The sequence below is a fragment of the Streptomyces sp. NPDC059224 genome, from assembly GCF_042754285.1.
Classification (GTDB): domain Bacteria; phylum Actinomycetota; class Actinomycetes; order Streptomycetales; family Streptomycetaceae; genus Streptomyces.
Window position 1 is genome coordinate 177,728 of sequence record NZ_JBHZAN010000015.1, and the last position, 19,709, is coordinate 197,436.

A 19,709-nucleotide genomic window follows, 5' to 3' on the forward strand; every position below is an offset into this window, starting at 1 on the left:
CATGAGAACCACCATATTCACCGGGCCGTCCCTGTCGCCGGGCGAGGCGCGGGCCCTGCTGCCGCAGGCACAGGTCCTTCCTCCCGCGAAACGCGGCGACGTCTACCGGGCCAGAGAAAGCGGAAGCACCCGGATCCTCCTCATCGACGGATCCTTCTCGCAGGTGCTCCCGGTGTCACCGCGCGAGGTCGTCGAAGTCGCGCGCGACGGCGCTCAGATCGTCGGCGCGTCCAGCATGGGGGCCATACGCGCCGCGGAGTGCTGGCCCGTCGGCGTCCACGGTGTCGGGGCCGTCTACAGGATGTACCGGGCCGGCCTCTTCGACTCGGACGACCCCGTGGCGGTGGCGACGGATCCCGACGACGACCACGCGGCGGTGAGCGTCGCCCTGGTCAATGTCCGTGCGGCGATCAGAAAGCTGTACGGCCTCAAGCTGATCACCCGGTCCCAGGGTGTGGAGCTTCACCGGGTCGCCGCCGAGTCGTACTACCCCGACCGGGTCTGGCGGCTTCTGTTCAAGAGGGCCGGGATCGACGACCCGAGTGGCGTGAGGGGCGAAGTCGCGGCCTCCGTCGACATCAAGAGGGTGGACGCGCTGCGGGCTGTTCGCTTTCTGTCGCTCCTGCCCGACGGGGCACCCGCCGGCGGAAGCGACCGCCGATTCAGCCAAGGACCGCGGTACTCCTCGCACGACCCGCTTCTCGGCCACAGTCGCGAAGAACTCGGCCTGTCCCTCCCTCCGTTCGTCTTCGGAACCGGCCGGTATCAGAAATACATCCGGTTCCTGCTGGCCGGACAGCTCGATTTCGCGGGCTTGATGACCGGGAGCGAGTCGAAGCTGTCACGGAACGCCTCGGTCGAGCCGGCTCTCGCCCGCCTCTTCCTGGACCTTCCGTCCCTGTCCGCGAACCTGATGGACAAGATCCATCATTTCAGGCAGTTCGAGACGGAAGTGATGCTGTGGCATGCGGTTCGCCGGCTGAAGGATCACAAGACGAGCCGTTCGGAGGTGACACCTCCGCATGAGACCAGGGTCAGGGACTCGGTAGCGAAGGCCCACGGCTATCCCGACTGGGGCGCGCTGACGGCCGACATGCGTGACGACGCCCTGCCCAGCGGGGTCCCCTTCGGCTGGATCGAACAAGCCTGCCACGACTTGACTCACGCCAGGTCCTGACCTCCCTGGGACCGCCGAGCGGCGGCAGCGAACCTTTCCCCGGACCACTCGTCCCGGGCGGCACTCGTCTCGAAGGCCTTCGAGCCTCTCCCCCATGCCGAGCCGCAGCCGCCGGATGCGGGCCGCCGGGCGGACTGCACGTGATTGCGGAACACGGTCACAGGATTCCGCATGCCGCCGTGGCCCGCCGGGCCTGTGGAAAACTCGCGGCCCGGCGGCTTCCCGGTCCGTCAGTGGGCGGTCCAGCCGCCATCGAGCACCAGCGAGGTGCCCGTGACGAAGGACGCCTGTGGGCCGCAGAGATAGGCCACCGCCTCGGCGACCTCCTCCGGTTCGAGGAGCCGTTTCACGGCGGTGTCCGTCAGGAGCACCTCGGACAGCACGCGTTCCTCGGGGATGCCGTGTGCCCGGGCCTGGTCGGCGATCTGCTCCTCGACCAGTGGGGTGCGCACGTAGCCGGGGTTCACGCAGTTGGAGGTCACGCCATGGGGTGCGCCCTCCAGGGCGGCCGTCTTGGAGAGTCCCTCCAGACCGTGTTTGGCGGCCACATAGGCGGACTTGAAGGAGGAGGCGCGCAGCCCATGGACGGAGGACACGTTCACGATCCGCCCCCAGCCCTGCCCGTACATGTGCGGCAGGGCGCCCCGGATGAGCCGGAACGGTGCTTCCAGCATGACCGTCAGCACGGTGTGGAAGACGTCCGGCGGGAACTCCTCGATGGGGCACACCCGCTGGATGCCGGCGTTGTTGACGAGGACGTCGGTGCCGGCGGCGGCGCGTTCGGCCGCGTCCAGGTCGGTGAGGTCGATGACGTACGGCTCGACGCCACCCGCCGGCCCCGTGACCCGTCCGGCCGCCTCGGTCAGTTCGGCCAGCCCGGCCCCGTCCCGGTCCACGGCCCTCACCTGGGCCCCGGCGGCCGCGAGGCGCAGCGCGCAGGCGCGGCCGATGCCGCCGGCGGCACCGGTGACCAGAGCGACCCGGCCGCGCAGATCGAGGGCGGACGCGGGCGGGCCGGGAAGGGCGCTGGACGAAGTCATGTTCCGACCCTAGGCGGCCCTCCCCCACGACCACATATGGTCAGCGCACGTGCTTCAGCTCAAAGCCGTGGCGTCGAACCATGTGGGTGCATCCGACATGGCCTGCTTGATACGGAAGACACCGAACTCGTTCAGCTCCGGCAGGGCGTCCACGTCGAACCAGGCCACCTCCAGCGACTCGTCGTCGTTGACGCGGGCCTCGCCGCCGACGGCCCGGCAGCGGAAGGTGATGTCCATGTACTGGCAGACATCGTCGTTGGGGTAGGTGACGGGGTTCAGCGCCTGGACGAGGACAACCCGCTCGGCGACGCACCGCACCGCCGTCTCCTCGAAGACCTCCCGCACGGCACAGGCCGCGGGCTGCTCACCGGGATCCGGGATACCGCCGATGACCGACCACTTGCGGGTGTCGGTACGGCGGCCCAGGAGCACTCTGCCCTCGTCGTCGAAGACGATGGCGGTGATCCCGGGCAGCCACAGCAGCTGGTGGCCGGCGGAGGCCCGGATCGTATGGATGAAGTCAGGAGTGGCCATGCGCCGACCCTAACCGCCCGGTTCCCCCGGCCGGCCGAAGCCACGGGGCGTACGGCGGGTGTACGGCTACGCGTCACCGGCGCGCCGCGAGCGCAGCCCCGAGCCGATCGCCCAGCCGAGCCCACCCGCCGCGACCAGCACCAACGCGATCTCGGGCAGGATGCCGAGCTTGGTCGCGGGGGTCCGGGAGGTCCGCAGCGGCACCTTCTGGACCAGGTAGGCGGGCACGAACATGCCGGTCCTCTGGGTGATCTTCCCGTCCGGCATGATGACCGCGCTGACGCCGCTGGTCACCGGCACGGTGACGGTCCGGCTGTGCTCGACCGCTCGGATCCGGGACATGGCGAGTTGCTGGTAGGTCATCTCGCTGCGGTCGAACGTGGCGTTGTTGCTCGGCACCGAGATCATCTCGGCGCCGTGCGTGACGGTGTCCCGCACGTCCCAGTCGAAGGCGGCCTCGTAGCAGGTGGCGAGGCCGACCTTGGTGCCGTCGATGTCGAACACACCGGGCCTGGTACCCCGGCTGAAGTCCTGCCGGACCATGCTGGTCCAGTCCTTGTTGACGGCGCCGACCAGACCGCGCAACGGGAGGTACTCGCCGAAGGGCTGGATCTGCCGCTTGTCGTACGTCGCCGTCGGGCCCTTGACCGGGTCCCACAGGATCTGCTCGTTCAGGAGCTTGCCGTCCCGTTCGACGACCCCGCCGACCGAGATGGGCACGCCCATGGCCGTGGCGGCCCTGTCGATCACGGCGGCCGCGTCGGCGTCGGCGAACGGGTCGACGTCGGAGGAGTTCTCCGGCCACAGCACGAAGTCCGGCCTGGCGGTCTTGCCGGCCTTGACGTCGGCGGCGAGCTTGAGCGTCTCCTTGACGTGGTAGTCGAGCACGGCCTGGCGCTGGGAGGCGAAGTCGAGGCCCGCGCGCGGCACGTTGCCCTGGATGACCGCGACGGTGACGGAGCCGTTCTCCGCCTTGTCGCTCACCAGTGTGCGCGCGGCGACCGCGCCGGCCACGGGGACGGCCACACTCAGCAGGGCCGCGGCCGCCGCCCCGCGCCGGATCTCCCGGCTCCGGCGCCCCTCGACGGCCAGGCGCACCGCCTCGTACAGGCCGAACCCGCACAGCACGACCGCGAAGCCCAGCACCGGGGTTCCGCCCACCGCGGCCAGCGGCAGGAAGACGCCGTCCGCCTGACCGAAGGCGATCTTGCCCCAGGGAAAGCCGCTGAACGGCACGCGCGCGCGTGCCGCCTCACCGCCGATCCACACGGCGGCCGCCCACACCGGCCAGGCCGGCAGCCTGGACACGGCGGCGACGCCGACCCCCACCAGGGCGACGAAGATCGCCTCGATCGCGACCAGCGCGAGCCACGGCCCGGGGCCGACCTCGACGCCGGTCCACACCAGCAGGGGCAGCAGGAAGCCGAGGCCGAAGAGGTAGCCGAGGCCGAGGGCCGCCTTCCAGGAGCGGCCGCGCAGCACCCACCCGAAGCCGGCGAAGGCGGGCAGGGCCAGCCACCACAGCGTGCGCGGCGGGAAGCTGACGTACAGCAGCACTCCGCTGAGCGCGGCGGCGGCGGCCGGGACCGGACGGAGCAGCAGTCGCAGGCCGCGGGCGCGGGGCGCGAGGCGGGGCGTGAGCTGGTCCGACTGGTCGACGGAAGTTGCGGTGGCGGTCACTCCGGGAGTGTACGGCGGCGGCCTTGGGGCCGACAGCGCGGTCTCGGCATGCAGGAACCACACCGTTCCCGCTCAAGTCATCCACAAAGCGGGCATCACCGGTTACGGTGAGCCGAGGCGGGCGGCGGGGCCTGCCACAGGTCGGGGGACCGGGTACGGGGGGCGACGGTGGGGTCGACCGGGATGACGTCCGCTGCCGGAACGGATGCGGACAGCGACAGACGAAACGTTTCTGATGCGGTCGGCGTCATGGTGCTGGGGGCGTGTGCCGTGTGGCCGCTGCTCTCCGCGGCCGGTCGGGACGGACGGCCCGAGGGCGTACTGCTGGCGGTGCTGGCCGTGGCCGCGGGTTACGCCGCGGGCCGGATGTCGGGGTCGCTGTGGCCGGTGGCCGCGCCCTGCGCCGGAGCGCTGGCCGGTTTGGCGTCGGCGGTGGCGATGCCGCAGGTCGCCACGGGCTCTCGGTTCACCACGCCGCTCGGCCAGGCCGGTGCCGTCGCCGCGCTGCTGGTCCTGGCCGCGGGCTGCATGTGCTGCGCCGCCTGGGCGACGCCGGTTCCGGCGCTGCGGTTCGGACTGCGGACCCTGGCCGCCGGGATCGCGGTGACCGGGGCGGCCGTGGGCTCGGCGGTGGGGTGCGCCGCCAGTGCGGCCGTACTCCTGAGTTCCCTGGCGGCGGGCCGGATGAGCCGTCGGGGCGCGGGCCTCGCGGGGCTGGCCCTGACGGCCGCGCTGGTGGCCGGCGCGGTCTGGGCGGTCGCCGCCAACGCCCTGCCCGCCGGCCTCACCGCCGCCCTGACGGGCCCCCTCACCGAACGCCGCGTCCAGCTGTGGCGGGACGCGCTGCACCTCGCCCGCCGCAACAGCGCCCTGGGCGTCGGCCCAGGGCGGTTCGGCGAGCTGAGCGGCGCCTCGTCCGCGACCGTGCTGCCCGACGGCCGGCCGCACTCCGCACCGCTCCAGCAGGCCGCCGAACAAGGTCTGGTCGGTGTCCTGCTGCTAAGCGCCGCGTTCTGCTGGATCCTCTACGCCCTGTGGCGCTCGGCCCGCCGCACACCTGTCGTGCTCACGGCGGGCGCGGCCCTCACCGCACTGGCCGTGGTCGCCGCGGTCGGCGACGCCCTGAGCTTCACGGCGGTGTCGGCGGGCGCCGGCCTGCTGGCGGGCCTGGCGACGGCCCGGCCGTGGCCGGCGGGTCTCCCGCGGAGTTGAGACGCGCGGAGCGGACGCCGACGTCCCTGTGGCGCGCACCCGTGTGTCCGCCCCACCATCCCGTCGGCTGCCTCAGTGCGCGGCGCCGGGTGTGACCGTCCGCAGGCGTTCCCTGATCACCCGGACCGCCGACTCCGCGTTGTCCACGGTGATCGTGAAGGTGTGGCCGTCCCACAGGCGCAGCACGATGCCCTCGCCACGGCGGACGACGACGGCCGTGCCCTTCTCGGGCCGCCAGCGGTAGCCCCAGCCGCCCCAGTGACGCGGTGTGATCTGCGGGGTGAAGTCGGCGCCGACCACATGGGAGAGCGGAATACGCCGACGCGGTACTCCTATATGACCGCACCTGACTTCGAGGCACTCCTCGTCGAGCTTCAGATCGACGTGCACGAAGGCCAGGGTGCCGAAGAGGACCAGCAGTCCGGCGGCGATGCAGCCCACGACAGACATCACCAGCGGTGCGATCCCCGAGGTCCAGGCCGATTCCACGGCCAGTTCGACGCCGAGCGCCAGGCAGGCCGCGCCGACCAGGGCCATCAGCCACTGGACCCGGTTGGTGGCGCGCCCCGTCCAGACATCCGGGGGTGGGGCGTCCTCGTCCGGGGAGCGGTCGTGGGGGTGGTCCCTCATGCCTATGAGATTACTCAGGTTTCGCTGCGCGGGTACCGCGTCGCGGACGGTGACTGCTCACATCGGCGGTATCCGGGGACCCGAAGGGCTCACGGGGACGCGGCGGGGCTGGCCGTCCGCAGCAGGCGTGCCTCGGCGTAGCCGAGCGCGGTCTCCGGGAGTTCGCCCTCGCGGCCGTTGAGCAGCACGGTCACCGTGCCGGTGGCCGGGGCACCCGGGTCGGGCTGCGCGCCGATGCGGCGCAGCGCCTGCGCGGCCACCGCTCCGGCGGAGCCGTGCAGTACGAGGGGTGTGGCACCGGGGGGCTGCACGGCGGCGCGGATACGTTCCGCCAGGAGTTCGTAGTGGGTGCAGCCCAGGACCACGGTCCTCACGTCGTCCGGGGTGAGCGCGGCGGCGGCGCTCACTGCGGCCTCGACGGCCGCCTGGTCGGCGTGCTCGACGGCCTCGGCCAGGCCCCAGCACGGCACCTCGGTGACCGGCACGCCGTCGGCGAAGGACTCGATGAGGCCCCGCTGGTACGGGCTGCCGGTGGTCGCGGGGGTGGCCCAGATCGCGACGGGGCCGCCGCCGGCCGCGGCCGGCTTGATCGCCGGGACGGTGCCGATGACGGGGATGCCGGGTTCCAGGCGGGCGCGCAGCGCGGGCAGGGAGTGCACGGTCGCCGTGTTGCAGCCGATGATCAGTGCGTCGGGACGGCGGGCGGCGGCCGCCTCGGCGACGGCCAGCGCACGCTCGGTGACGCCCTCGGGGGTGCGGGGCCCCCAGGGCATGCCCTCGGGGTCGAAAGAGAGGACGAGATCCGCGTCGGGGCGCAGCCGCCGTACCGCTGCGGTGGCCGCCAGCAGGCCGATGCCGGAGTCGATGAGCGCGATCTTCACCCGGCCACGATAGACGATGGGCCGTTGGGGGCAGATCGCATGGGGCAGACTGCGCGGGTGAGCGCCATCGTGTGGATCGCCGCCGTATCCCTCGCCGCCTGGCTGTGGCTGCTGCTCTGCCAGGGCTTCTTCTGGCGCACCGACGTCCGGCTGCCGCCCCGGGGCCGTCCCGGTCGGTGGCCGGACGTGTGCGTGGTGGTGCCGGCCCGGGACGAGGCGGCCGTCCTGCCCCTGAGTCTGCCCTCGCTGCTGGCCCAGGACTACCCGGGGCGGGCCGAGGTGTTCCTGGTGGACGACGGCAGTACGGACGGCACCGGGGAGCTGGCCCGGGAACTGGCCGTGCGCCACGGCGGGCTGCCGCTGAGCGTGGTCTCGCCCGGCGAGCCGCCGGCGGGCTGGACGGGCAAGCTGTGGGCGGTGCGGCACGGCATCGCGCTGGCACGCGCGCGTGGCCCCGAGTACCTGCTCCTGACGGACGCGGACATCGCGCACGAGCCGGACAGTCTGCGGCTGCTGGTGGCGGCCGCGCGAACCGGGGGCTTCGACGTGGTCTCGCAGATGGCCCGGCTGCGGGTGGAGAGCCTGTGGGAGCGGTTCGTGGTCCCCGCCTTCGTCTACTTCTTCGCCCAGCTGTACCCGTTCCGCCGGATCGGCCGGCAGGGGTCGCGTACGGCGGCCGCGGCGGGCGGCTGTGTGCTGCTCCGCGCCGACGCGGCGGAGAGGGCGCGGATCCCGGACGCCATCCGCCACGCCGTGATCGACGACGTGGCCCTCGCCCGCGCGGTGAAGGGGTCCGGAGGGCACATCTGGCTGGGGCTGGCGGACCGGGTGGACAGCGTGCGGCCGTATCCGCGCCTGCACGACCTGTGGCGGATGGTCTCCCGGAGCGCGTACGCGCAGCTGCGGCACAACCCGCTGGTGCTCCTCGGTACGGTCGCGGGTCTCGCGCTGGTGTACCTGCTGCCCCCGGCCGCGGTGCTGACGGGAGCGGTCACCGGCAGCGCGGCGGCGGCGCTCCTCGGTGCGGCGGCCTGGCTGGTGATGACCGCGACGTACCTGCCGATGCTCCGCTACTACCGTCAGCCGCCGTGGCTCGCTCCCCTGCTGCCGTTCACCGCGTTCCTCTATCTCCTGATGACGGTCGACTCGGCGGTACAGCACTACCGCGGGCGCGGGGCCGCCTGGAAGGGCCGTACGTACGCACGTCCGGACGCAGTGGCCGACGAGGGCTGACCCGCGTCCGCGCGGGGCTACTTGCGGCCGGGTGTCCAGTTCATGCCCCAGCCGTAGGCGCGGTCGACGGTCCGCTGCGGGCTCACCCCGCGGTCCGGGACCAGATAGCGAGCCTCACGCTGTACGACGAGGTCGCCCCCGGTGTTGGTGAGCAGGGCGAGCGCGCACACGGTCGAGGGGACCGTGCACTCGTCCAGGGAGAAGTCGATCGGCGCGCCGTGCTGGGGCTGGAGGGTGACGGTGGCGTGCAGGTCGGCGAAGGACCTGGCGCCCTGGTAGATCGTGACGAAGACCAGGATGCGCCGGAAGTCCTGCCGGTGGTCGAGGTTGACGGTGAGGTTCTCCCCGCTCGCGACGGCGCCGGTGCGGTCGTCGCCGTCGAGATGGATGTACGGCGGCCTGCCGAGCGAGCCGAAGGCGTTGCCCAGCGCCTGGACGACGCCCTTGCGGCCGTCGGCGAGTTCGTACAGGGCACACAGGTCGAGATCGAGGCCGGCGCCGCCCTGCCGGCCGTCCCGGCCCGGCGACTGTGCGCGGACCTGCCAGTTGAGGTTGACGCGCAGTGAGCCGGAGGTGCCGCCCTGCTTGGCCAGCGAGACGGAGGGCGTGGCCTTGGTGAGCGTCACCTTGGACAGGCGCACGGGTGCGGGCGGCGGGGGCGGCGGGACGGGCAGGCCGCCGGTGGTGGGCGCCGGGTACTGCGGGACCGGCAGGCCGCCCGTCGTCGGCGCCGGGTGCTGCGGGAAGGGGAGGCCGCCGGGCGGTGGGGGCGCCGGGGCGGTGCGGGGCGCGGTGGTCACCGTGGGCTGGTCCGCCGGGGCGGCCTGCGGTGCGGGCGGCGACGCCGGGTGCTGTGGTTCGTCCACCGTGATCCCGAAGTCGGTGGCGAGCCCTTCGAGCCCGCTGCTGTAGCCCTGTCCCACGGCCCGGAATTTCCAGCCGCCCTGGCGCCGGTACAACTCACCGAGGACGAAAGCGGTTTCCACCGTGGCGCCGGTACTGTCGAACCGGGCGACTGTCTTCCCGTCCGCCGCGTCCCGGACCTCGATGTAGAGACCGGGGACCTGGCCGAATGTCCCGCCGTCGGCGGAGGCCGCGAGAACGATCTTCTCGACCGGCGCCTCCACGCGCGCGAGGTCGACGAAAAGGGTGTCGGCGACCTGGCCGCCGGAGTGGCGTTTGCCCTCGTGACGGACCGCCCCGGAGGCGTGCGCGGGCTGGTTGTAGAAGACGAAGTCACCGTCGGAGCGCACTTTTCCGGCGACCAGCAGCAGCGCCGAGGCGTCCGCGTCGGGCACACCGGGACCCGAGCCCCAGCCCAATTCGACACGCAGTGCCGTGGCCGGCACCGGTGTATTGGATCCTTTCGACATTGTCATGTCCGCCCCCATCACGTGTCGGCATGCCGGGCCTGCCCGGCGGTCCCAGGTCATCCCTACCCGCACAACCTATTCCGGGGTACGGCGAAGGCCCATGAGTGGCACCGGAAGATCCCCGTCCAACTGCCGGTAACCACCTCGGAACTCGGCCTTTACACGATCAGTACGATGATTGCCGTCCTTTTTTGCCGAGTTCGCTCGGATTGGGGATCCGGCGTCACTGCCGACACGGAAAACAACCCTCTTATCGGTCTCCCCAACCAGCACATCGTGGGCTTAACTTATGTGCCATGACCTCCCCCCGCTCCACCTATGGCGGCGGCTACTACTCCGCCTCCTTCCCGGACACCCCGATCTACGACTCCCTCGTGGCCGAACGGGGCACCCCGCAGATCGCCCCGATCCGGGTCCCCCCCGCCTACGACGCGCCGAGCGGCCTGAACCTGCCCGCGCTCCCGTCGGCACTGCCCGCCCTTCCCGCGGGCCCCTCCCAGCCGGCCCCCGGCTACGGCTACCCGCAGATGCAGCAGCCCGTTCCGATGCAGCAGGCGCCCACCGCGTACATCCCGCAGCAGGCGACGGCACCGCGCGGCTACCCCGGCCAGCAGCAGCCGCAGCCGCCGCGCCCGATGATGGGCGGCACCGGCTACGAGGCGATGCGCCCGGCGGCCCCGCGCCCCGCGCAGACGGCTCCGTACCAGGACCCGTACAACAACCAGCAACAGCAGCAGTACCGCGGCTACTGATCGGCGCCCCCTGATGTCGGTGCCGCGCGGCACGACGACGTCATGGGGATCGCCGAACCGGGGTCGCCGCATGTCCTGCCGGTCCAGGCACTCCGGGGCCTCTTGCCCCGGCAGGCCGTCGCAGGGACCTGGGGGCCGGCCGGTGACCGGCGCCTGGCTGATCGACGACGGGGGAAAGGTCGTCACCCAGCGCGCACACCGGCGCGTACGCGCGCGCTTCGCGCCTGCCGCCGCGGAGTTGCCGTCCAGCGGCGGAATCCCCCTGTCCGTGCCCGGGCAGGCCGCACGGAAGACGGCCCGTCCCGGAGGCGACGGCCACGGTGTGGGCAGACTTCCTCGGCACGAGGTGGGGAAGGAAGGACGGACCTCGGCGCCTCACCGCGCGGGATCGGCGCAGTGGCCAACAGGGAACCGGCACCGGTCACGCCGCTTCCGCACGCGCCCCTCCCCCTGCCCGACCGGCCCGAGTCACGCACGGCCGGGTGAGACCGTGCGCCGCACGGCCGCCCGCCCGCCGGCGGCCACCGCACGGACACCCTCGTTCGACGCCCTCCCCCCGCCTCCTGGCACGCGGGGTACGCGCCGGCGTGAACCCGCTCCCCTTCGGCCTCCTCCTTGCCCCTGAGCTGCCCCTGCTCCGGCTCGAGTGATCTCCACCCGTCGGGAACCCAGGCCCGCGGCCCGGTCGTTGGGATCGTGAGAAGTTCCTGAGAGCCCTTGCCGGGGTGGTCTCGCTCTCCGTCCGGCCGGGCTCGCGGGTGAACGGCTCGGGCGGGGGCTGTAACGGAGCGGAAGGGGGTGGTGGACGGTGCGAGCGATCCGCGGCCTGTGGCGCTGGCGGCGCAATCCGCTGCGCCGGACGACCGACCTGGTCGAGGCCTGGGTGGCGCTGGTGACTCTGCTGCTGATCGTGGTGGCCGCGCCGGTGCTCGGCTCGCTCGTCGGGGTCGTCGCCCAGGACGCCCTCCAGCGGTCCGTCCGGCAACAGCACCACGACCGGCACCTGGTCACGGCCACCGTCGTGCGCAGGCTCGGCGGCTCCCCGGTCGAGCCGGACCCCGACGCCACCAACGCCCACGACCCCCGCAGCCGCGTCCTCGCCGACTGGACCGCGCCGGACGGCACCCGGCGGCACGGCTCGACCCTGACGGCCATCAAGTCGCCGCACAGGGGCGACCACTTCGGCCTCTGGACGGACCGGCAGGGTCTGCTGACCGCCCGGCCGCTGGACCCGGCCACCGCCACCACCCACGCCGTGCTGGCCGGGTTCGGCGCGGCCCTGCTCGCCGCGGGTCTGGCCGACAGCGGCCGGCGGATGATCGTCTGGCGTATGGTCCGTCGCAGATACGCACGTTGGGATCAGGCCTGGGACCGGGCGGGTCCGGACTGGGGCAAGGCCGGCACCGGCAGCTGAGGGCCTTTCCCCCTCTGGTCCGTGCACCACCTCGGCGCACGCTACGGTGGACCGGCCGAAGCGCATTCGGCATCGACCCGCGCGCGAGCGGACCGCAGCGGGCGGACACCCTTGCAGGTGACCGTCCCGAAGGCGAGCAAGCGATCTGTACGACGAGGTGGGGGCTCAGCAACGCCATGGCACAGGGCACGGTCCAGGTGACGCACACCGGCACATCGAGGTGGCGGCGCCGCACAGGTGAGTACGCATCGCTCGCCGCCGCCCTGGAGGCCGCCGCGGACGGCGACGTCCTGACGGTCGCGCCCGGCACCTACCGGGAGAACCTCGTCGTCCAGCGCGCGGTGACGCTGCGCGGACCGGAGGGCTCGCCCGGCTCGGTGCGCATCGCGCCCGCCGACGGGGTGCCGCTGACCGTGCGGGCCTCGGCGGTCGTACAGGACCTGCACGTGGAGGGCCAGGACGCGGCCGCGCCCGCGCTGCTGGTCGAGGAGGGCACACCCGAGCTGCTCGACGTGCGGATCGTCACCCGCTCCGCCGCAGGCATCGAGGTGCGCGGCGGCGCGCGACCGACCGTGCGGCGCTGCACCGTGGACAACCCGGCCGGCATCGGCATCGCCGTGCTCGACGGCGGCGGTGGCGTGTTCGAGGAGTGCGAGATCGTCGCGGCCGGTCAGGCGGGCGTGGCGGTCCGCGGCGGGGGTCACCCGCGGCTGGAGCGCTGCCGGATCCACCACGCCTCGGGCACGGGGGTGACGGCGACCGGGGAGAACACCGCACTGGAGGCAGTGGGTTGTGAGATCTACGAGGTGCGCGGATCAGGCGTGCAGGTCACCGCGCGGGCCACGGCGCACCTCACCGACTGCGATGTGCACCGCACCACCGCCGACGGGGTCACCCTCGACACCGACGCGGTGCTCACCCTCGCCGACTGCCGTATCCACGACATCCCGGAGAACGCGGTCGACCTGCGCTCGCGCTCGGTGCTGACGCTGACCCGGACCACCGTGCGTCAGTTCGGGCGCAACGGGCTGTCGGTGTGGGACCCGGGCACCCGCGTGGACGCCAACCAGTGCGAGATCTTCGACAGCACCGGCGACTACCCGGCGGTGTGGGTGAGCGACGGCGCCACCGCCGTCCTGGACTCCTGCCGGGTGCACGACGTGCCGGACGCGCTGTTCGTGCTGGACCGCGGCTCGCGCGCGGACGTCGTCGACAGCGATCTCTCCCAGGTGCGCAACACGGCGGTGTCGGTGAGCGACGGGGCGACCGCGCAGCTGGACGACTGCCGGATCCGGGACGCGGCCACCGGCGCCTGGTTCCGCGACCACGGCAGCGGCGGCACCCTCAACAACTGCACGGTGGACGGCACCCAGACCGGAGTGATCGTCACCAAGGGCGCCGACCCCACGCTCGAACGCTGCACGGTGGACTCCCCCGCCGAGGCGGGCTTCTACGTGTCGGCGGGCGGCCGCGGCACCTTCCAGAACTGCCGGGTCACCGGCAGCGGCGGCTACGGGTTCCACGTGATCGACGGCTGCCGGACGACACTGCGCAAGTGCCGTACGGAGCGGTGCGCACGCGGCGGTTACGAGTTCGCCGACGGCGGCCCGGACACGGGCTCCGGCACCGGCCCGGTGGTGGAGGACTGCACCAGCGACGAGAGCGGCAGTCTGCGCCCGTCCGCCACGCACGAGCCGGTCGTGCAGACCGCGCACCAGACCCCCGGGCTGCTGGGCGCGATCCCCGTCCAGCGCAGCACCGAACAGGAACCGCTGCCGGCGCCCGCCGAGCCCCGGGAGCCGGCCCGCACCTCCCAGGCCGTGCTCGGTGAACTCGACGCGCTTGTGGGCCTGGAGAGCGTCAAGCGCGAGGTCCGCGCCCTGACCGACATGATCGAGGTCGGCCGGCGCCGTCAGCAGGCCGGCCTGAAGGCCGCCTCGGTCAAGCGGCACCTGGTCTTCACGGGCTCCCCCGGTACCGGCAAGACGACGGTGGCCCGGCTCTACGGCGAGATCCTCGCCTCCCTCGGGGTGCTGGAGAAGGGCCATCTGGTCGAGGTGTCCCGGGTCGACCTGGTCGGTGAGCACATCGGCTCCACGGCGATCCGCACCCAGGAGGCGTTCAAGCGGGCGCACGGCGGTGTGCTGTTCATCGACGAGGCGTACGCGCTGTCGCCGGAGGACGCCGGGCGGGACTTCGGCAAGGAGGCCATCGACACACTGGTGAAGCTGATGGAGGACCACCGCGACGCCGTGGTGGTGATCGTCGCGGGCTACACGGCGGAGATGGAGCGCTTCCTCTCGGTCAACCCCGGTGTGGCGTCCCGGTTCTCCCGGACCATCACCTTCGGCGACTACGGCCCGGACGAACTGCTGCGGATCGTGGAACAGCAGGCCGACGAGCACGAGTACCGGCTGGCGCCGGGGGCCTTCGAGGCGCTGCGGACGTACTTCACCGTGCTCCCCAAGGGCCCCGCGTTCGGCAACGGACGCACCGCGCGGCAGACGTTCGAGGCGATGGTCGAGCGGCACGCGAGCCGGGTCGCCCAGCTCGCCGACCCGAGCACCGACGACCTCACCCTGCTGTACGCGCAGGACCTTCCGGAGCTCGCCTGATCAGTCCGCCTGCCGGGGCCGCTGCCCGGGCAGTTCCGGGCGCAGCCGTGCCAGCAGCCGTTCCCGTTCCCCGGCGAAGACCGGGTCCGCCTGGTAGTCGGAGTGGCCCAGGATCGGAGCGGGCAGCGGATGGCCCGGGGTGCGTCCGTAGGCCAGGGGGTCCTTCAGAGGCGTGTGGTCGACGGACGGGCCGTCGCCGCCGACGATGCGTACCGGGCCGCCGATGGGGTCGGTGAGACGGTAGAGATTGCGCCAGCAGGCCACCTCGCGGTACAGGAAGCCGAGTTCGGCCGGCCCGAAGTGGGCGGGGAACCAGCGGCCGTACAGCCGCTCCAGCGGGGAGCCGTACGTGAGCAGGCCGACCCGCCCGCGGACCGACGGGGTCAGCTGCCAGGCCGCCGCGGCCGCGAGGACGCTGCCCTGGGAGTGGCCGGAGAGGACGAGCCGGCCGCCGGTGCGGCGGATCCAGGTGTCCATGCGCCAGGTCAGGTCGGGCACCGCGCGCTCGGCGTAGCAGGGCGGGGCGAAGGGGTGGGCGGCGCGCGGCCAGAAGGTGCCGACGTCCCAGAGGATGCCGATGGTGCGCCGGGCGGAGGCGTCCTTGTAGGCGCGCCGGCCCCAGGTGACGAAGAGTATGAAGCCGAGCCCGACCAGCCAGGAGCCGAGCGCCTGCGAGGCCTGGGCCGCGCCGTGCACCAGCCCGTACGTCCGGTCCGAGGCCGCGTCCGGTGTCTTCCCGGTGGCCAGCGCGCCCACCAGCGCGCCGGCGCCCAGCACCAGGGTGGCGGCGCACAGCACGGTGACGACGAGCGGCGTCCGGTCGGTGAGGGCCGCCATGGCACGGACTCGGGCGATACGGCGGGTGCGTGCGGTGTCCTCCGGCTCGCCTGCGTGGTCGAGGCCGACGGCGGCGCGTTCGGCGTGGCCGAGCCGCGAGGTCCGCCAGGAGAGCCAGGCGACCGCGGCGAGCAGCACCACGAGGACGGGCGGGATCACCGACGCCTGCCAGGTCAGCAGAACCGGCGGCCCGGCGATGGAGGTTGCGGTGCCGTCCAGCCAGTCGGAGACCCGCTGGGCGACCCCGCCGGAGATCACCCCGCCGAGCGCGCAGGCGAGCAGGGCGACCGCGGGGCCGCCGAGACCGCCCATCGCGGCGCGCGGATCGGGTCGCCGGCGGTGCAGGTCGTGGGCGACGGCCCCGAGGACGATCACCAGGACGCCCTGGGCCAGGACCAGGCCGCCGAAGGCCGGTTCCCCGGCGAGCCGCCCCACGGAGCGCCAGCCCGGCCGGGACCAGCCGGCGTACACCGCGACGAGGACCAGCAGGGCGAACGCGCCGAGCGGCAGGCGTCGTACCAGGTGCCGGTCGAGTTCCTGGTCGAGGATGTTCTCGCTGCGGCCCCGGCGGCACACCACCCCCACCGCGGCGGCCGCCAGGACGGCCAGTGCGCCGGACAGGAGCCACCCGGCCGCGTCCAGTACGGCGGACCCGCCGGTCCGGCGGTCGAAGGCGGCCGCGGGTGCCAGGACCGCGGCGGCGACGGTGAGCAGGCCCACCGCGGTGTGGGCGGCGCGCAGCCGGGCCACCAGCCGGCGCCCGTACCAGAAGCCGGGGCTGCCGAGAGAGGTCTGCCCGGGCTCGGCGTCGTGCGCCAGGGGCCGGGTGGACTCGTAGGCGCTCCAGGTGCGGTGCGAGAGGTACCAGAGCAGGCCGGTCAGCGCGGCGGGCACCAGGGCGGCCAGGGCGAGGCGGCGGCCGGGGGCGCTCCACCAGCCGCCGGCCGTGCCGGTGGGTGAGAGGAAGCCGAGCCAGGAGTGCCGGCGGGCGCAGGCGGCGGTGCCCGCGCACTGCCAGGCGGCCAGGTCAAGGGCGACCTCGCAGGCGGCGGCGACCAGCAGCACCGTCAGGGTGAGTCCGGCGAGCCGGACCAGCAGGCCGTAGCAGCGGACGGTGCGCGGCCGGTCCTGGGCGGCGGGGCGCATCCAGTGGGCGAGGTTGACCACCATGAACGGCAGGAGCAGCAGCCACAGGGCGCGGGAGGCGTTGCCGGAGGTGAGGTTGCACCAGACGTACGCCTCGGCCACCGGGCGGTCGCGGTAGTCGCCGGGCCGGGCCTCGGCGTCGGCGTCCACGGCGCGCCGGAAGACGGCCGCGGTGTCGTCGCCGGTGATCCGCACCGTGCGTGGATCGCCGAGCATCTTCTCGGGCGTGCTGCCGCCGACGCCGTGCACTCTCAGTTCCAGGTCGAGCTCCGGTGCGGCGGGCCCGGCTTCCGTCGCCGCCGGCCGCTCCGCGAGGGCGTCGGCGGTGCGTTCCTGCGCGCGTTCCACTGTTCTCGCACTTCCCCCGTGTCGCGCCGATGGATCTGTCTGCGTGAGGTTCCAGGATCTCCGATTCCGGTGTGACGTACACCACTCGCCACGGAATCTCCCCCGTTGTGTGTGACACCTGAGGGAACACGCGGTGACCGAATGACATGTGCGCACCGGCACAGGGAGTGGCGCAACCGGTGCACTCCCGTGAAAGGATGAGGCGCCCACGCACCGGAGCCGAGCGGAATGTCCTGGTCGGAGCCGGTACGCAGGGCGTGTCGGACGGCTTTAGGCGAGAGGACCGGAGCGTACGTGAGCGAGAACCAGAACCTCCTCGCGGAGCAGCGCCGCGCCCTGATCCTGGACGAGGTCCGGCGCCGGGGCGGCGTCCGGGTCAACGAACTGACCCGCAAGCTCGGCGTGTCGGACATGACGGTACGCCGGGACCTGGACGCGCTGGCCCGGCAGGGCGTGCTGGAGAAGGTGCACGGCGGTGCGGTGCCGGTGGTCGAGGCGAGCACGCACGAGCCGGGGTTCGAGGCCAAGTCGGGGCTGGAGCTGACGGCCAAGGAGGACATCGCCCGGGCCGCCGCGGAGCTGGTCGTGCCGGGAACGGCGATCGCCCTGTCCGGCGGTACGACGACGTACGCGCTGGCCCATCAGCTCCTGGAGGTCCCCGACCTGACCGTGGTGACCAACTCGGTGCGGGTCGCCGACGTCTTCCACGCCGCCCAGCGGGTCTCCGGGCAGCGGCAGGGCGCGGCGACCGTCGTCCTCACCGGCGGGGTGCGCACCCCGTCCGACTCGCTGGTCGGCCCGGTGGCCGACCAGGCCATCGGGGCCCTCCACTTCGACCTGCTGTTCCTCGGCGTGCACGGCATATCGGTCGAAGCCGGGCTCTCCACGCCGAACCTCGCGGAGGCGGAGACCAACCGCCGTCTGGTGCAGTCGGCCCGGCGGGTCGTGGTGGTCGCCGACCACACCAAGTGGGGCACGGTGGGCCTGAGTTCGTTCGCCAAGCTGGAGCAGGTCGACACGCTCGTCACGGACGCGGGGCTGCCCGCGGCGGCACGCGCGGAGATCTCCGAGCACCTGCGCCGGCTGGTGGTGGCGGGCGAAACCGACTGAGGGTACAGACAACTGACGGACCGTCAGCTACCTTTTCGGGACAGCGTCCGTCGAGGAGGTCGGTCCATTGGTTCACCAACTGCGTCCGGTGGGAATCGACTTCGTCGAGACCGCACCCGTACGGCTGGTGTTCGGACGGGAGATGACGGCGGCGCCCCAGGCGGTCTTCCGGGCCCTCGCGGAGGACGTGCCGGGGTGGTCGCGGTGGATGACAGGGGTGAAGTCGGCCCGCCCGACGGAGCACGGCCGTGCGGTACTGCTCCGGGGCGGTGTCCGCTTCGAGGAGACGGTGATCGCGTCGACGTCGCCCGAGGTGTACGCCTACCGCGTGGACACGGCGAACGTACCGGGCGCGGGGGCCTGGCTGGAGGAGTGGCACCTCACCCCCCAGGGCACCGGAACCCGGGTGCGGATGACGTTCGCCCTGGACGGTACGGCGCCGTTCCGTGCGGTGTGCCGCCTGGCGGCACCGGGCATGGGCCGGGCGATCCGCGAGGGGATACGGGCCCTGGACGCCGGGCTGTGAACGCCGCGGGCCGCAGCACCGCTCCAGGGGCCAGGACACCCGCGCGGCCGGCGGCCGACGGCTCGCACCCTCGAACCTAGTCCGGCCACACCCCCGTGGCCAGCAGGGACTCGATGGCGGCCGCGAAGGGAGCGATGTCCAGCCCCTGCTCCTCCAGCCAGGAATCCGAGTAGTACTTGTCGAGATAGCGGTCCCCCGGATCGCACAGCAGCGTCACCACGCTTCCCGTGCGCCCCGCCGCCACCATCTCGGACACGATCTTCAGCGCGCTCCACAGGCCGGTCCCGGTGGAACCGCCCGCCTTCCGTCCGATCGCCCGCTCCAGCGCCCGCACCGCCGCCACGCTCGCCGCGTCCGGCACCTTCATCATCCGGTCGATGGCGCCGGGCACGAAGCTCGGTTCCATCCGTGGCCGCCCGATGCCCTCGATCCGGGACCCGCAGTCACAGGTGACGTCCTGCTCGCCGGTGGTCCAGCCCTCGAAGAAGCACGAGTTCTCGGGGTCCGCGACGCAGATCCGGGTGTCGCGCTGGGTGTAGTGGACGTAGCGCGCGAGCGTCGCCGACGTACCGCCGGTCCCCGCCGTGGCGACGATCCAGGCCGGCTCCGGGAACCGCTCCAACTCCAGCTGACGGAAGATGGACTCGGCGATGTTGTTGTTGCCGCGCCAGTCCGTGGCCCGTTCGGCGTAGGTGAACTGGTCCATGTAGTGGCCGCCGCTCTCCCCCGCGAGGCGCGCGGACTCCTCGTACATCTTGCGGGAGTCGTCCACGAAGTGGCACTGCCCGCCGTGGAACTCGATGAGCCGGCACTTCTCCGAACTGGTCGTACGTGGCATGACGGCGATGAAGGGAACGCCGATCAGCTTGGCGAAGTACGCCTCGGAGACCGCCGTCGAGCCGCTGGACGCCTCGATCACGGGACGGCCCGGCCGGATCCAGCCATTGCACAGACCGTAGAGGAAGAGCGAACGGGCCAGCCGGTGCTTGAGGCTTCCTGTGGGATGGGTCGACTCGTCCTTGAGGTAGAGGTCGATGCCCCATGCCTCGGGAAGCGGGAAGCGCAGCAGGTGGGTGTCCGCCGAGCGATTCGCGTCGGCCTGGACTTTGCGGACGGCCTCTTTGAGCCAGCCGCGGTACTCGCTGTCGCTGTGGTCGACGTCGAGGGTGGCGCCGGTGCGGATCTGCGGGGTGGTGCTCAC

Annotated in this window: 16 protein-coding genes; 8 read left to right on the forward strand and 8 right to left on the reverse strand. The window is 72.9% G+C overall.

What is annotated here, in order from left to right; all coding sequences use genetic code 11:
- Position 1 precedes the first annotated feature (1 nt).
- Entirely contained in the window at positions 2-1,177 is a 1,176-nt protein-coding gene (locus ACFXI4_RS18500) for a TfuA-like protein (protein ID WP_384991903.1), read from the forward strand.
- 230 nt (positions 1,178-1,407) lie between these two features.
- Here the strand turns inward: ACFXI4_RS18500 and ACFXI4_RS18505 are convergent, their stop codons facing one another.
- The 3 genes from ACFXI4_RS18505 to lnt form a co-directional block, all read right to left on the reverse strand.
- Positions 1,408-2,217: a 3-hydroxybutyrate dehydrogenase gene (locus ACFXI4_RS18505; RefSeq protein WP_384991906.1), complete on the reverse strand. Its 810-nt coding sequence runs from the start codon at positions 2,215-2,217 to the stop codon at positions 1,408-1,410.
- Between the two features lie 54 nt (positions 2,218-2,271).
- On the reverse strand, positions 2,272-2,751 hold the full coding sequence (locus tag ACFXI4_RS18510) for an NUDIX domain-containing protein (protein WP_384991908.1): 480 nt from the start codon (positions 2,749-2,751) through the stop codon (positions 2,272-2,274).
- A 66-nt stretch (positions 2,752-2,817) separates the two neighbouring features.
- Entirely contained in the window at positions 2,818-4,431 is a 1,614-nt protein-coding gene (gene lnt, locus ACFXI4_RS18515; RefSeq protein WP_384991911.1) for an apolipoprotein N-acyltransferase, read from the reverse strand.
- Between the two features lie 183 nt (positions 4,432-4,614).
- Between lnt and ACFXI4_RS18520 the strand changes: the two genes are divergently transcribed.
- A complete protein-coding gene (locus ACFXI4_RS18520) occupies positions 4,615-5,643 on the forward strand; it encodes an O-antigen ligase family protein (RefSeq protein ID WP_384991913.1) in 1,029 nt (342 codons plus the stop codon).
- 72 nt (positions 5,644-5,715) lie between these two features.
- Here the strand turns inward: ACFXI4_RS18520 and ACFXI4_RS18525 are convergent, their stop codons facing one another.
- Both ACFXI4_RS18525 and ACFXI4_RS18530 read right to left on the reverse strand, forming a co-directional pair.
- The gene (locus ACFXI4_RS18525; RefSeq protein ID WP_384991916.1) at positions 5,716-6,273 is read right to left on the reverse strand and encodes a hypothetical protein; all 558 of its coding nucleotides are present in this window, start codon (positions 6,271-6,273) and stop codon (positions 5,716-5,718) included.
- A gap of 89 nt (positions 6,274-6,362) precedes the next feature.
- A complete protein-coding gene (locus ACFXI4_RS18530) occupies positions 6,363-7,154 on the reverse strand; it encodes a glutamate racemase (RefSeq protein WP_384991919.1) in 792 nt (263 codons plus the stop codon).
- Positions 7,155-7,193: 39 nt separating this feature from the next.
- Between ACFXI4_RS18530 and ACFXI4_RS18535 the strand changes: the two genes are divergently transcribed.
- Positions 7,194-8,387 (forward strand): glycosyltransferase, encoded by a 1,194-nt coding sequence (locus ACFXI4_RS18535; protein ID WP_384991921.1) that lies wholly within the window; start codon positions 7,194-7,196, stop codon positions 8,385-8,387.
- A 17-nt stretch (positions 8,388-8,404) separates the two neighbouring features.
- Here ACFXI4_RS18535 and ACFXI4_RS18540 read toward each other — a convergent pair whose 3' ends face one another.
- The gene (locus ACFXI4_RS18540; protein ID WP_384991987.1) at positions 8,405-9,760 is read right to left on the reverse strand and encodes a TerD family protein; all 1,356 of its coding nucleotides are present in this window, start codon (positions 9,758-9,760) and stop codon (positions 8,405-8,407) included.
- Positions 9,761-10,056: 296 nt separating this feature from the next.
- On the opposite strand from ACFXI4_RS18540, the gene ACFXI4_RS18545 reads away from it, so the two are divergent.
- The 3 genes from ACFXI4_RS18545 (at position 10,057) to ACFXI4_RS18555 (ending at position 14,541) form a co-directional block, all read left to right on the forward strand.
- The gene (locus ACFXI4_RS18545; RefSeq protein ID WP_384991924.1) at positions 10,057-10,512 is read left to right on the forward strand and encodes a DUF6643 family protein; all 456 of its coding nucleotides are present in this window, start codon (positions 10,057-10,059) and stop codon (positions 10,510-10,512) included.
- Between the two features lie 808 nt (positions 10,513-11,320).
- Positions 11,321-11,926, forward strand: coding sequence for a hypothetical protein (locus ACFXI4_RS18550; protein ID WP_384991927.1), 606 nt, complete (start codon positions 11,321-11,323; stop codon positions 11,924-11,926).
- A gap of 176 nt (positions 11,927-12,102) precedes the next feature.
- Complete coding sequence (locus ACFXI4_RS18555; RefSeq protein ID WP_384991929.1) at positions 12,103-14,541, forward strand: right-handed parallel beta-helix repeat-containing protein; 2,439 nt, start codon at positions 12,103-12,105, stop codon at positions 14,539-14,541.
- On the opposite strand, the gene ACFXI4_RS18560 is transcribed toward ACFXI4_RS18555, so the two are convergent.
- A complete protein-coding gene (locus ACFXI4_RS18560) occupies positions 14,542-16,872 on the reverse strand; it encodes a hypothetical protein (RefSeq protein WP_384991932.1) in 2,331 nt (776 codons plus the stop codon).
- 294 nt (positions 16,873-17,166) lie between these two features.
- Here ACFXI4_RS18560 and ACFXI4_RS18565 point away from each other — a divergent pair, with 294 nt between their 5' ends.
- Entirely contained in the window at positions 17,167-17,982 is an 816-nt protein-coding gene (locus ACFXI4_RS18565; protein WP_351712876.1) for a DeoR/GlpR family DNA-binding transcription regulator, read from the forward strand.
- A 67-nt stretch (positions 17,983-18,049) separates the two neighbouring features.
- Positions 18,050-18,508, forward strand: coding sequence for an SRPBCC family protein (locus ACFXI4_RS18570; protein ID WP_362729700.1), 459 nt, complete (start codon positions 18,050-18,052; stop codon positions 18,506-18,508).
- 76 nt (positions 18,509-18,584) lie between these two features.
- Here ACFXI4_RS18570 and ACFXI4_RS18575 read toward each other — a convergent pair whose 3' ends face one another.
- The gene (locus ACFXI4_RS18575) at positions 18,585-19,709 is read right to left on the reverse strand and encodes a PLP-dependent cysteine synthase family protein (protein ID WP_384991935.1); all 1,125 of its coding nucleotides are present in this window, start codon (positions 19,707-19,709) and stop codon (positions 18,585-18,587) included.

Bases quoted from the DNA above. Each gene is read 5' to 3' on its own strand.
- ACFXI4_RS18525 (WP_384991916.1), bottom strand. From the start codon at position 6,273: ATGAGGGACCACCCCCACGACCGCTCCCCGGACGAGGACGCCCCACCC.
- ACFXI4_RS18535 (WP_384991921.1), top strand. From the start codon at position 7,194: ATGGGGCAGACTGCGCGGGTGAGCGCCATCGTGTGGATCGCCGCCGTA.
- ACFXI4_RS18540 (WP_384991987.1), bottom strand. From the start codon at position 9,760: ATGTCGAAAGGATCCAATACACCGGTGCCGGCCACGGCACTGCGTGTC.
- ACFXI4_RS18545 (WP_384991924.1), top strand. From the start codon at position 10,057: ATGACCTCCCCCCGCTCCACCTATGGCGGCGGCTACTACTCCGCCTCC.
- ACFXI4_RS18500 (WP_384991903.1), top strand. From the start codon at position 2: ATGAGAACCACCATATTCACCGGGCCGTCCCTGTCGCCGGGCGAGGCG.
- ACFXI4_RS18510 (WP_384991908.1), bottom strand. From the start codon at position 2,751: ATGGCCACTCCTGACTTCATCCATACGATCCGGGCCTCCGCCGGCCAC.
- ACFXI4_RS18505 (WP_384991906.1), bottom strand. From the start codon at position 2,217: ATGACTTCGTCCAGCGCCCTTCCCGGCCCGCCCGCGTCCGCCCTCGAT.
- ACFXI4_RS18555 (WP_384991929.1), top strand. From the start codon at position 12,103: ATGGCACAGGGCACGGTCCAGGTGACGCACACCGGCACATCGAGGTGG.
- ACFXI4_RS18520 (WP_384991913.1), top strand. From the start codon at position 4,615: ATGACGTCCGCTGCCGGAACGGATGCGGACAGCGACAGACGAAACGTT.